Raw genomic sequence first — 12,216 nt, 5'->3', positions numbered from 1 at the left:
ATCAAGGAGTGATCGATATGTCCGAAGCGGTGAAAATATATACGATCCCAACGTGCAGCGACTGCCATTTTGCCAAACGTTATTTGAAGGAACGGAACGTTCCATATACGGAATACAACTGTGAGGAAAACCCGGCATATGCCGAGGAAGTAAGGGAGCTGACCGGAAAATCGATCGTTCCGACGATCGTGATCAATGACCAAGTGTTTGTCGGCTTTGCTGACAACCTGGATGAAATTCGCAAGCTGATTCCATAAAATATGCGTTCCGACCGTAAAGAAGCGCAGGCGATCCTATAAGGGTCGCCGCGTTTTTTTGTGGAAGTAGGCGCTGAGGCGGCGGGAACGGCCGCTTTCGTGCATGAAGCCGGGAAATTTTTACGAATTCTGATCCAATTTCACGGGTGTCAAAAATCAGTAAGGGTGTTATTATATGGTTTGTGTGTTTCTTAGGAAAACGGCGATTGATCATAGATTCGAATGACGAATCATGAAACGATCGGAAATATGTCACGTATCAATATTCACCAAGCTTTGAAGGAGGGAGATTATGTTGGATAACGGCATGAATGTCATTTTGTTCGAGAAGAAGCCTGACGGAGAGCTCCGGCAGATTGAAGAGCGGACATGGACGATGAACATGGTAACGGCGCTCGAGCACGTGAATTATATCGTAGCGGGCGGCCAGGAGTATGAGACGATTGAAGGCAGGCTGAATGTAGATTCCGGGAAATTGGAGCTGCTGCTCGTTCCGATGCGGAATGTGTGACACTTGTCCGAAAGGAGAAATCATGTTGAGTAATGAAAAAGACAAACAGGAATCGCCGGCATCCAAATGGCTGACGCCGGAAGGCAAGCCGATCCGCGTCCTGTCGAGCTCGCTCGGCATCGCGCTGCTCGCCAATGCTTTTCTGGTATCCGGGGCCGCTGCCGCCGGCACCCCGAACGAGCTGGCCTCGGAAGCCGTTACATCGGCCGACGAGCCGAAGCTGGTCTCATGGTCGACGGAGGAAGTGAAGAAATACTTCGATAAGCATACCGACTGGAACATCCCGTTCCCTAAAGAAGAGGATTTCCAAGAGGCAGAGGCCGGGTCGGGCTCCGGCGGCACGACGGTTATCAACAACTACAGCGGATACAATGCCGGCTTCGGCTGGGACGATCTGCTGCTCTATCATATGCTGTTTAACAACGGGTCCTATTACTCATCGAGAGGCTGGTACGATAATCACCGCGGCTATTATGCGAATACCGGCAAGCCTTACAAGCCGCGCACGTACACAAGCGGAGCCTTTCAGAACAAGCCGGTAGTCAACTCCAACGTGCGTCCTAAGACCTCGACATCGTCTACCGGGACGATCGTTCGGCGCTCCACCTCTTCCAAATCCGGTGGAATCGGGGGCAAGTCCAGCGGCTTCAGCTCATCGTCCAGCTCGAAATCGAGCTCAAGATCGGGCGGATTCGGCGGATGACCGATTCGAGCGTGTTTGAAGTCGCGGGACAGCCGGCCCATAACCGGAGCGAGCGCGTGAAGCAGCTCGCGGAGCTTGGATTCACATGGGCCGATCTGGAAGAGGAGCCGTATTGGATCGACCAGATCGTGATAATGAATGAAGACGTTTACGCCGAGCTCGAGGCTGCAGCTTCCATGCTGTGGCGGATCGTGGACAAGACCGTTCGCTATATTCACGGCAATCATCATATTTACCATCTGATCGGCATCCCCGAAATTCTATGGGAAATGCTCGATCGATGCCCCATCCCGGAGGAAGGGCTGATCAGCCGCTATGCCCGCTTCGATTTTGCCGTTGCGCATGACGGTGCGATCAAGCTGCTCGAGCTGAATGCCGACACGCCGACGGGATATGTGGAGGCCTCCATCGCAACCCCATGGCTGTGCCGTCAGGCAGGCATCCGATCCGTGAATGACCGGATGGCCGGACTGGTTGCAGAGGCTTGGGGAATCGAGCGGCCGGATACGGCGGCTTGCATCGGCTATGGCGAGCATCTGGAGGATTCCGGTACGATCGAGGCTTTGGTCCGGCACAGCGGATTGGATGTCCGATTGGTGGACTGCCTGGATTTATGGGTGGACGAAGGCGTTCTGAAGGACGGCGAAAATCGCGAAATCCGCAGGATGTTTGCCCTATATCCCAAGGAATGGATGTCCGTTGACGAAGGCGGCGATGCGCTCGCCTATGCGATTGAGACCGGCAACCTTGCGATGTTTAATCCGCCGCACAGCATTCTGATGCAATCCAAAGGCCTGCTCGCCGCAATCTGGGGCATGTTCGAGCTGGGACTGCTGTTCGGTCCGGAAGAACGGGAGGTCATTGAGAAATACATGCTCCCGACCTATAACAAGCCGGTATTCTCCGGCAATTTCGTCTCCAAGTCGATGTTTGGCAGGGAAGGCGGTTCGGTAAAGCTGTACGACAACGCGGGGCAGCTTGAAGTGGAGGACCAGGACGGCTTCGACACCAGCGTAATGTTCCCGACGGTCTATCAGCAGCGAGCCGAGCTGGCCCGGATCCGCACAGCGGAGGGCGAGTTTCATCTATTGACAGGCTTGTTCATCCTGAACGGCACGCCCTGCGGGCTGCTGGGACGGGCGGGCGGTCTGATTACGGGAAATACGAGCCACTTTATCGCAATAGGAGTGAAGTAAATGGATTGGAATGAAGGAAGGGAGCGCCAAGCAGCGCCTCGGAGGAAACGCAGATCCTCGCTTGCCGCGTACGGATGGGTGGCGGCCAGCCTGATGCTGCTGTTCGTGCTGGGCGCGTGCTCCAGCAGCCAGACGGTGTTTCATACCGGAAGCTCAGGGGAGGAATCCATTTCAACGGCAAGAGTTCCCTGGGATTACCGGATCGTTGAAGGCACTGTGGGCGATCTGATCGGCGGGGATATGACCGTGCTGCCGGATAATGAGCTGCTGCCCAACGACGGCAACTATGCGACCGGAGACAAGATCTGGACACTGCAGTTCATGGACGCCGAGCTGACGACCGACGAGAACCAGCGGAATAATATCCGCTTATCCTCCTGGCAGACGATCAAATCCTACAAGGATGAGAAATCGGCGCAAGAGGATTTAACCAACCTCAAAGTCATCGTCAAAACGGATGTGGAACTGGTAGGCGTGTACGCAACCACGCATAAAAACGAAACGAGACGCTTCGCCGTAATCGAGCTGCCGACGGGGAACCGGATCAAGCAGCCGATCGACGAGAAGCGTTATGCGGCAATGGAAAAAGAGAAGACGGTTGACGTTGTATTGGAGGAAGTGCATGACTTCGCCGATTACGACTTGGCCTATGCAAAATTTCGGGGGTGGGCGGAGTGACGGTTGTTATCAATATCGCGGTTAGCGTGGTATGCATGATTTTGCTTCAATTGCTGGGGATGGTAGTATTCAGCTGGATGACCCGGTTTAACGACATGGCAGAGCTGAAGAAGGGAAACGCGGCCGTGGGGCTGGCCTTCGGCGGCAAGTTTATGGGAACGGCGATTATCTTAGGCGTCTCTGCCTATACAAATTCATCGATCTGGCACATGATGCTGTGGTTTGCCGTCGGGTATGTGTGCCTGATCGTCGTCTATTGGGTGTTTGAGCTTGTAACGCCGGGCCTGAATATTTCCGAGCATCTCCAGAAGGGGAATATGGCCATCGGCATTTTGCTGGCGATGGTGTTTATCGGCACGGCTTTTGCTGTAAGCAGCCTGATCATCTGATGGTTCGTACAGCTTATGCGGGAGAGGAGCAGTAGTGGGTGCATTTTTTTCTGAAATGGTCCTTAAAAATGATGCGTCTGCGCAAAACGACCATCACCTGCATCGTGGTGCTGTTTGTCGCATTGAGCGCAACCGCTGCCTATTTGCTGGAGCCTGATACCTATAAGACGTGGTTCAATGCGCTGTACTGGGTGCTGACCACGATGGCAACGGTAGGCTATGGCGATTACTATGCCGTCACGGTACCGGGCAAAGTGCTGACGATATTTTTGTATATTTTCGGAATCGGGCTCCTCAGCCTGGTGATCGGGAAGATCGTAGAAGCTTTCGGCAGCGTCCAGCGACAGAGAGGAGCGGGGAGATTGAATTATCGCGGCAAAGATCATGTCATCATTATTAATTGGAGCAAAAAGGCGCAGTCCGCCATCGATGAAATATTGTCCTATGATTCCGCACCGGGCATCGTCGTTATCGACGAATCCGGTCGTCATCCGGTCGAGCATCTCGAGCAGGTGCATTTTGTTAGCGGTGACCCGGCATCTGATGATACGCTATCAAGAGCCAATATTCATGAGGCAAAAGCGGCGATCATCTTCGCCGATTCGCGGATTGACGAGGCTTCGCTGATCGATGGGAAGTCGCTTCTCATCGCCTCGAGCATCGAACGGATTGCGCCTAAAGTGCATACGACGGTTGAGATCGTGCAGGAGCAGAATGTTCAGAACTTCCGCCACATTAATGTGAACGAGTTCGTGCTGGCGCATGATGCCATTTCCCGGTTAGCGGTCCGGGCCGCGCTGCAGGAAGGCAACTCGGATGTGTTGATGCAGCTGCTGAGCCGTTCGTTTGGCGATGACATTTACGAGATTCCGGTAAGCAGCGTCTGGAAGACCTACGGCGATGCATTCCAGGATTTGCTTCGTCAGGGCGCAACGCTGATCGCCGACCGGAGCGATCTGGGAATCAACCGCAAGCTGGGACAGCCGATTCCTGGGGATGCACGGCTCTATATTGTTTCGGATGAGGCGACGTATCGGAGAATCGTAGATAAAGGATAAAGGCTAAAAGAATAGGATAGTGGATAGAGGTTAGAGGATCTCAAGCCCTCGCTCTCAAGATGGCAATCTTGCGGGCGGGGGCTTTTTTAGGTCCATTGGCGGGATGAATAGGACGTCATTGGCCTGCTAGATCCATGAGCAGACGCTCACTGCTTCTCTCCAGCTTCATGGGAAATCGCTTAACCTTTCCAGGAGAGAGAGCCTCTACTTCATCATAGGCGGCATCGGAGGCGTAGATCCGTTCGGATGTGTTGAGCTGGCGGAGCAGATCCTCCCGGTTATCGAGGCTTGCTGTGCGGGCGATGATGCCATCAATACCAGCCTCTTGGACTCTCCGGGCCATCCACTGGGCCCCCGCCTTCCCTAAACAGACAAAGCTGATATCGCTGCCTGGAGCAAGAAGGGCGATCTCTAGCAGCAGCGATGCTTCTGCTGACGCCCCGATCACGAATGTTTTTTTATCATATTTGGCGAACAGCTGCTTCACTTCGGCATCGTGATTCAGCGTTGTGACCATGACGGAAGAGTACTCCAGCGCCTCGCTTATGGCGGCTTCGCTGCTGCGAAGATCCTCCAGAAATACGGTCTTCACGGAAGCCTTTGTAATATCCTCGATAGCTTTCCTGTAAAAAGGGTGGTCATGCTCCCGGCATTCCACCAGCAGTATGCGCAGACCATCGCTCAACACGGGCTCCCGGAGCATCGTGTAGGCCAGCGAGGCGGCAAAAAATTCAGCCACCGGAAGGTTGAGCGCCCGTGCCTCCTCAATTGTGCGTTCGGCCAGCGTGTGCATCAACGTTCGGCTCGTACGGAGCTCCTCCACCTGAGCATTATCGAGGACCGTCGTACCTCTGCCTTTATGCATGGACACGAGGCCTTCGTCCTTGAGCTGGTTATAGACCAGATTCACGGTATTGCGGTTCACCCCGAGAAGATCGGCAAGCGCTCCTGCAGAAGGCAGCATATCGCCTGGCTTCATCATTCCGATGCCGATTAGCCATTTCAACTGTTCCTTGACCTGAGTGCTTACGGTAAAGGTAACATGCGGATCAATTCGGAGGACTGGCATCTGGTTCATCCGATTTAAACTCCTTCCCTAGTCAATTAGTAATTTAAATGTACCCAAGTGCACACGATTTGGCAACAAAAGCGTTGACAGAAACGGTGGGAAGCTGTAAGTTAATCATAACCAAATAACTAGTTAAATAGTAATATGAGGAGTGAGCAGATGAAACAACAGACGAAGCTGTACCTGCAGAAGATGAAGGGGGGGACAAGAAGCCCCTTAACCGTTCGGCCGCTCAATATCATCGTCGGCTTTATCGGTGGCGTAATTTCCATTGGACTCTTGGCTCTCTTGACTTCGGTTGGGGACAGCGTATGGATTATGGCGCCGTTCGGGGCAAGCTGCGTCCTTGCTTTTGCCGTATGGGATGCGCCGCTGTCACAGCCAAGAAACATCGTTGGCGGCCATCTGGTGTCCACATTGGCAGGACTTACGGTCCATGAACTTTTAGGAGACGGGGTAATTGCGATGGCAATTGGCGTGGGCGCAGCAATCAGTCTCATGGCACTGACTCGTACGACCCATCCTCCGGCAGGCGCCGACCCGCTGGTCGTCATGATGGCCGGAAGCGGCTGGTCATTTTTGCTGACTCCGGTGCTGGCCGGATCCGTCATCATTGTGCTGGTTGCCCTGCTGGTCAATAATGCGGTAAAGGAACGGAGATATCCGACTTTCTGGTGGTAAACCCTTATTTTGCTTTGTTAAATTAATGGATGCATAGGTAATAAATATCTTCATATTGGAGGATCAGTTCCATGGAAATGCACGGCCGGGAATTGATCCTCTCTTTGTTGCGCCGGCAATTATTAAGGATTTGTAACTAATAGATATACCATAAAAAAAGGACTTCGAAACAGCATCCCGGAAAAATAGGATACGATTACCACTTGCACCTGAGTTGTAAAACTATAGAATATAACCCAAACCCGGTACGGGACTCTATTCTTATTTTGTAGATATGGATAATATTTACAAACCTTGATGGAATGCGGATCTCAGCCGTTTTTTTATAAGACTAAGGTATCAATTTTGTAATAACTATGGATAATGATGTAAAAATGACCGGAACTTTAGCAATTTTTCTGCGTTTATATTAACGATTCACGAAAATTTTCAGAAAACCATCGTGATCACGCTGAACTCATCTCGTGTACTGCTGTATAGGGATTCTTCGGGTTAAACAGCGTCCAATTTTCAGACACGCAGCGAGCTAACATTCGGATGCAACCTTGTCAAACAGCACGGCTGAGATTAGAGCGAAGCATGCTTTGGGGGAGATCCGCGAATGATTAAAGGTTTGCTTCTTTATGACTACTATTCCAATCGGAAAAGTTAGTAAAGAAGAAATATGGTATCGGGCGTGTATCGGCCGTAGAATGACGAGTAGCAGCAGCTCCGTCTTCACGAAACAAGCCGGTACACAATCATTAGGGATTGAAAGGGCAGGTGAACGAGGAAGACGATGAGCAGACGAAAATGGTGGGTGATCGCAGCACTGTGCACTATAGTGCTTCTAAGCGGTGCCGCTGTAATACTCGGAAACTTCCGTCCGGTCATAACGACGTATGCGGGAGCGGACGGTGTGAAGATGAAATTCAAAACGGAAGGCACTTCTTTCCTTGTGTACGGGGAAGATGAGAGCTGGCGTGAGGTATTCGCCAAGGGCGTCAATCTCGGCGCGACTGTTCCGGGGCATTTTCCGGGCGCGCTGCCGGCAACCGAAGAGGACTACTTGCGTTGGTTCAAACAGATTGATGAAATGGGAGCGAACATCATCAGGGTCTACACCGTGCACAACCCGGTCTTCTACTCGGCTCTGGTAAAGTACAACCGGAACAAGGGGGAGGATCCTCTGTACTTCATGCAGGGGATATGGTCTCCGGAAGAGCAGCTGATCGAGCGTCGGGACGCATACGACGAAGAGATTGTGCAGATGTTTAAAGCCGAGATTTCCAAAGCGGTAGCGGCTGTATACGGGGATATCACCGTAGAGCCGAAGCATGGACAATCTAGCGGCGAGTATAAGACGAATGCGGGCAAATATTTGATGGCCTGGCATTTGGGAACCGAATGGGATCCGTCCATGGTCGACAACACGAACAGGGTACATAAGGATGCGCCAAGATACGACGGGACATTCTTCTCCGGCACGAAGGACGCGAGCCCGTTCGAGAATTGGCTGGCCTCATTACTGGATTACACGGCACAGCAAGAGCAAAAGTACGGCTGGCAGCATCCGATGACCTTTACGAATTGGGTCACGACCGATGTCCTGGAGCATCCGGGCGAGCCTCTGTTTGAGGAGGATCTGGTGTCCGTCGATGCCCGGCATATTGAACCGGTTAACTGGGATGCCGGATACTTTGCGGCCTATCACGTGTATCCTTACTATCCGGATTTCTTCCGTACCGACAAAACCTTGCGGACGATTCCGGACGGGAATGGCGGATATAACACCTATAAGGCCTACCTCCGCAAGCTGAAAGCGGAGTATGACGATATGCCGATCATGGTTACCGAATACGGCGTTCCATCATCGATCGGCGTGTCGCACCACGGACCCGGGGGTCGGGATCAAGGGGGGCATGATGAAGCCGAGCAGGGCAATATTAACGCTTCACTGACCCAGGAGATATTCGATGAAGGCTACTCCGGGGCGATATTGTTCATGTGGCAGGACGAATGGTTTAAGAAAACATGGAATACGATGCCTTTTGAAATACCGGCAGACCGACGGGCCTTCTGGTTGAATGTCCTGACCAACGAGAAGATGTTCGGGGTGCTCGCCATGGAACCGGGCAAAGCGGGGCAGATTTCCATTGACGGCGATTTGGCCGATTGGGACAACCTTCCTGAGGGAGAGGTCAAGCAGTGGGAAGGAACGGCCCCGGGCGTTAAGGGAATGAAGCTTGCGCACGATGAAGCATACCTGTATATCGGGATGGAGCTTGAGGAAGCCTTCGATCCGGAAGAATCCAAGCTGTTCATCGGAGTCGATACGATTCCCGGCGGGGATATTCCGAAGAAGGAGCTTGCCGGCAGAACACTTGCCGGGGGCGAACTGGAGACGCTGATCCAGCTCGGCCAGGATGAAGAGTCCCAGGTAAGCATCGCGCCGTCCTATGATTTCCACAGCCGTTTGTACGGCCCGGACGGTTATTGGATGCTGCCGGAGAAACCGAAAGCCGGGAGCAAGGATGATCCGCTCGTCCCTGGCGGCACGTTCCATGCCTGGAAGCTCGCGATCAGCCTGATGATGAATCCGCCGGACACGCGGTTTGCGCACCCGTTTATCGATGAGACGGTAGGCATGCTCAAGCGGGGCAGCACTGATCCGGAATCTCCGGATTTCAACTCTCTCACCGCATGGCAGTCCAAGGGCCGATTCGTGGAGATGCGCATTCCTTGGATGCTGCTGGGCTTCGGAGACCCTAGCTCTCTTCAGGTGGTCGATTACAGCCCGCTCAAAAATAAACGGGAGTTCACGACCGTCACAACCGAAGGAATCAGGCTTGCTCCGTGGATCGCGAAGCGGTCGGAGCTCGACGGGTCGGCCGAATCCGCGGCGAAGACAATGGAGATCGATCTTGAGGGGATTCGGCCATACACCTGGGAGCTGTGGGAAACGCCCGTGTACAGTGAACGCTTGAAGCAAAGCTATTACGATATGCAGGAGATATTCACGCGTCTGCCTTAAGTCCGGGAGGGCGGCCAGATGCTAAATACAAAGAGGAGGCACTCGAATATGTTTTCAAATTTAGCCTTGGCCTACGGATTTATCTATGTTTGCCTTGGCCTGATTGCTGCCGGGATCATAATGCTGTTCTGCATGAAAATCAAGCATAATGCCGAGCAGCGGGAAATGGAGCACTATGCTGCCAAGCATCACGATTACTTTGTTTATGTTCAGGCCCATCTGCATGATGATATCAAGCTTGAGCTGCCGCCAGGGAAGCTGACCCGTGCCGAGCGCAGGGTCATCCAGGCGAAATTTATCGAATGGATCGAGCAGTTCAAGGGAGAAGCGAGGGAGAAGCTCCTTCACCTGTGCAGGGAAGCGGGCTTCGTGGAAGAGGATCTGCGGGCGTTGTCCAGCCCGCGCAAGGGGCGGCGCATTGAAGCGGCGTACCGGCTCGGGGGCATGCGTGCCGAAGAAGCGGTACCGCAGCTTCAGCAGCTGATGAACCGGACCCGTTACGGGCCGGTGACCATCATCCTGGCCAGAGCGATCGCCAAGAGCGCGAATGAACAGCGGCAAATCCGCGAAATGCTGTCGCGTTTGCTGTCGTACGGCAAGGCCATTCATCATATGGCTGCCGACATTTTGCTTGAGACGCGGCTGGATGCCCCGAGCTTGATGCGCAAGCTGCTGGATGATCAGGACCCGGGACTCGTCAAGGTGGCGCTCGTTGCGATGTGGGGACAGGCTGTTCCGGCGGCCGTTCCTACTTTGAACCGGCTGGTCGGCTCCGAGGAGAAGGATGTGCGGGCTGAGGCGGTTAAGCTGTATCTGGGCTCGAATCCGGCGCTTAAAGACGATACGATTGCTGCGCTCATGCACGATCATGCCTGGGAGGTACGGGCAGCGGCAGCCAAAGCGCTCGGGAGGCTCCATGCGGCCGGCAGTATTCCGCTGCTTGCCGAAGCGCTGAAGGACGAGAACTGGCATGTGCGCAATCATAGTGCGGAAAGCTTGGCGATGCTGGGCGAGCAGGGTTTCGAAACGCTGTGTCAAGCGGCTTTGACGGGCACAGGTCCTGCGAGAGAGACGGCGCTGTACCGGATTGAACGGATCATGGCGAAGGAAGGCGACCATGAAGAGGTCGAGCAAATGGTGGCCTTCAATAAGAAAAAGCTTGTTTATGACCGTTACTTCGGCGTTCAACCAAGTAAACGGATCGGAACAGTTGCAGGAGTAGGAGGGGATTACACTGCTTAGGGATATCCTGCTCACTTACGGCACGGTGGCGATTTATTACGTCATGGCCGTCAGCGCGCTTTATTTTGTAATTATTATGCTTTCTTTCAGAAACATCTGGAATATTTACAGACGGGCGTCCTATTCCAAATATAATACGCTCTCCGGATCGGAGCTCGTCCCGTCGGTCTCGCTGTTGGTTCCTGCATATAACGAGGAGTTGACCATCACGGAGAACGTCCGCTGCCTCATGACGCTCAATTATCCGACCTATGAGGTAATCGTGATCAACGACGGTTCGTCGGACCGGACGCTCGATGTGCTGATTGAGGAATACGAGCTGACGCTGCTGCCTAATCCGGAAGTTCGCGGAAGACTCGAGACCAAACAAGTACGCGGGATCTATTACAACCCGCAATATCCGCATCTGTACGTCATCGACAAGGAGAACGGCGGCAAGGCCGACTCCTTGAATGCGGGCATCAATCTTTCGCGTTATCCGCTTATTTCCTCGATCGATGCGGATTCCCTGCTGGAGAAGGATGCATTGATCCGTATGGCTCGGATGTACATGGAGAATCCGGAGGAGACCGTGGCCATCGGCGGCGATGTTCGGATCGCGAACGGCTGCGTGATCGAGAACGGAGCGGTCAAGAACGTATCCCTGCCGCGTAAAATGTGGCCGATGTTCCAATCGATCGAATATATGAAAGCCTTTCTGGGCGGACGGATCGGCTGGAGCCAGATCAACGGCCTGATTATCGTCTCCGGCGCCTTCGGCATGTTCCGTAAGGACTACGTGATCGCCGTTGGTGGCTACCGGGGCGGCTATCCGGGCGAGGATATGAACATTATCATCAAGCTGCACCGCTATATGCTTGAAAATAAAATCCGCTACCGCGTCGCGTTTTGTCCCGAAGCGGTGTGCTGGACGCAGGCGCCGGACACGTACAACATCCTGTCCAACCAGCGCAAGCGCTGGGGACGCGGTAACCTGAAGAATATGATTGAGAACCGGGATATGGTTTTCAATCCGAAGTACAAAGTCATGGGGCTCCTGACGATGCCCTACAACGTTATTTTTGAAGCGTTAAACCCTTACTTCAGAATTACGGGCCTTCTGGCTCTGCTTGGATATGTCATGACGGATATGACCAATTGGCAGGTTCTGCTGGTATTCGGATTGGTGAATTTCCTGAGCGGTTATCTGCTCAGCATCGGCGCACTCCTTCTCGAGGAGATCGCCTTCCGCCGCTACACGAAGCTGTCCGACCTGGTGAAAATGCTTCTGTTCTCGGCGCTGAAATTCGTCGGCTACCATCAACTGGGCGTGCTGTGGAGAGTACAGGGCCACATCCAATACCTGCAAAACAACAATTCATGGGGGACCATGACGCGGCAGAGCTGGAAAGATAAGAAGGAAGCGGCATGACATCTGGC

General features: G+C 53.4%; 12 protein-coding genes. 11 read left to right on the top strand and 1 reads right to left on the bottom strand.

Annotated elements, in window-relative coordinates:
* The first annotated feature begins 17 nt into the window (after window positions 1-17).
* The 7 genes from BBD41_RS05030 (at window position 18) to BBD41_RS05000 (ending at window position 4,792) form a co-directional block, all read left to right on the top strand.
* Window positions 18-257: a glutaredoxin family protein gene (locus tag BBD41_RS05030; protein WP_077565282.1), complete on the top strand. Its 240-nt coding sequence runs from the start codon at window positions 18-20 to the stop codon at window positions 255-257.
* A 292-nt stretch (window positions 258-549) separates the two neighbouring features.
* A complete protein-coding gene (locus BBD41_RS05025) occupies window positions 550-768 on the top strand; it encodes a hypothetical protein (protein ID WP_007133111.1) in 219 nt (72 codons plus the stop codon).
* Between the two features lie 22 nt (window positions 769-790).
* A complete protein-coding gene (locus tag BBD41_RS05020; RefSeq protein WP_189635988.1) occupies window positions 791-1,471 on the top strand; it encodes a hypothetical protein in 681 nt (226 codons plus the stop codon).
* Complete coding sequence (locus BBD41_RS05015; protein WP_099476881.1) at window positions 1,468-2,667, top strand: glutathionylspermidine synthase family protein; 1,200 nt, start codon at window positions 1,468-1,470, stop codon at window positions 2,665-2,667. The genes BBD41_RS05020 and BBD41_RS05015 overlap by 4 nt, the downstream gene beginning before the upstream one ends.
* Window positions 2,668-3,345 carry a hypothetical protein gene (locus tag BBD41_RS05010; RefSeq protein WP_099476879.1) on the top strand — a complete coding sequence of 226 codons (678 nt, stop codon included), beginning with the start codon at window positions 2,668-2,670 and terminating at the stop codon, window positions 3,343-3,345.
* Window positions 3,342-3,734 (top strand): DUF350 domain-containing protein, encoded by a 393-nt coding sequence (locus tag BBD41_RS05005; protein WP_099476878.1) that lies wholly within the window; start codon window positions 3,342-3,344, stop codon window positions 3,732-3,734. Before BBD41_RS05010 ends, BBD41_RS05005 begins: the two co-directional genes overlap by 4 nt.
* Window positions 3,735-3,772: 38 nt before the next feature.
* Window positions 3,773-4,792, top strand: a complete 1,020-nt coding sequence (locus tag BBD41_RS05000; RefSeq protein ID WP_099476877.1) for a potassium channel family protein — start codon at window positions 3,773-3,775, stop codon at window positions 4,790-4,792.
* Between the two features lie 115 nt (window positions 4,793-4,907).
* On the opposite strand, the gene BBD41_RS04995 is transcribed toward BBD41_RS05000, so the two are convergent.
* Window positions 4,908-5,870: a GntR family transcriptional regulator gene (locus BBD41_RS04995; protein WP_077565290.1), complete on the bottom strand. Its 963-nt coding sequence runs from the start codon at window positions 5,868-5,870 to the stop codon at window positions 4,908-4,910.
* A 150-nt stretch (window positions 5,871-6,020) separates the two neighbouring features.
* Here BBD41_RS04995 and BBD41_RS04990 point away from each other — a divergent pair, with 150 nt between their 5' ends.
* The 4 genes from BBD41_RS04990 to BBD41_RS04975 all read left to right on the top strand — a co-directional run bounded on the left by BBD41_RS04990 (window position 6,021) and on the right by BBD41_RS04975 (window position 12,208).
* On the top strand, window positions 6,021-6,542 hold the full coding sequence (locus BBD41_RS04990; protein WP_077565291.1) for an HPP family protein: 522 nt from the start codon (window positions 6,021-6,023) through the stop codon (window positions 6,540-6,542).
* A gap of 778 nt (window positions 6,543-7,320) precedes the next feature.
* Window positions 7,321-9,555, top strand: coding sequence for a hypothetical protein (locus BBD41_RS04985; RefSeq protein WP_099476876.1), 2,235 nt, complete (start codon window positions 7,321-7,323; stop codon window positions 9,553-9,555).
* Window positions 9,556-9,603: 48 nt separating this feature from the next.
* Window positions 9,604-10,797 carry a HEAT repeat domain-containing protein gene (locus tag BBD41_RS04980; protein WP_099476874.1) on the top strand — a complete coding sequence of 398 codons (1,194 nt, stop codon included), beginning with the start codon at window positions 9,604-9,606 and terminating at the stop codon, window positions 10,795-10,797.
* A gap of 43 nt (window positions 10,798-10,840) precedes the next feature.
* On the top strand, window positions 10,841-12,208 hold the full coding sequence (locus tag BBD41_RS04975) for a glycosyltransferase family 2 protein (protein WP_189635989.1): 1,368 nt from the start codon (window positions 10,841-10,843) through the stop codon (window positions 12,206-12,208).
* Window positions 12,209-12,216: the final 8 nt, after the last annotated feature.

This window comes from Paenibacillus ihbetae (assembly GCF_002741055.1).
In the GTDB taxonomy this organism is placed as follows: domain Bacteria; phylum Bacillota; class Bacilli; order Paenibacillales; family Paenibacillaceae; genus Paenibacillus_AQ; species Paenibacillus_AQ ihbetae.
This window is presented reverse-complemented; position numbering and strand designations above follow the sequence as displayed.

Coding starts and splice junctions, on each gene's coding strand:
- BBD41_RS04990 (WP_077565291.1), top strand. CDS start 6,021: ATGAAACAACAGACGAAGCTGTACCTGCAGAAGATGAAGGGGGGGACA.
- BBD41_RS05025 (WP_007133111.1), top strand. CDS start 550: ATGTTGGATAACGGCATGAATGTCATTTTGTTCGAGAAGAAGCCTGAC.
- BBD41_RS05010 (WP_099476879.1), top strand. CDS start 2,668: ATGGATTGGAATGAAGGAAGGGAGCGCCAAGCAGCGCCTCGGAGGAAA.
- BBD41_RS05015 (WP_099476881.1), top strand. CDS start 1,468: ATGACCGATTCGAGCGTGTTTGAAGTCGCGGGACAGCCGGCCCATAAC.
- BBD41_RS05020 (WP_189635988.1), top strand. CDS start 791: ATGTTGAGTAATGAAAAAGACAAACAGGAATCGCCGGCATCCAAATGG.
- BBD41_RS04975 (WP_189635989.1), top strand. CDS start 10,841: ATGGCCGTCAGCGCGCTTTATTTTGTAATTATTATGCTTTCTTTCAGA.
- BBD41_RS04985 (WP_099476876.1), top strand. CDS start 7,321: ATGAGCAGACGAAAATGGTGGGTGATCGCAGCACTGTGCACTATAGTG.
- BBD41_RS05030 (WP_077565282.1), top strand. CDS start 18: ATGTCCGAAGCGGTGAAAATATATACGATCCCAACGTGCAGCGACTGC.
- BBD41_RS04995 (WP_077565290.1), bottom strand. CDS start 5,870: ATGAACCAGATGCCAGTCCTCCGAATTGATCCGCATGTTACCTTTACC.
- BBD41_RS04980 (WP_099476874.1), top strand. CDS start 9,604: ATGTTTTCAAATTTAGCCTTGGCCTACGGATTTATCTATGTTTGCCTT.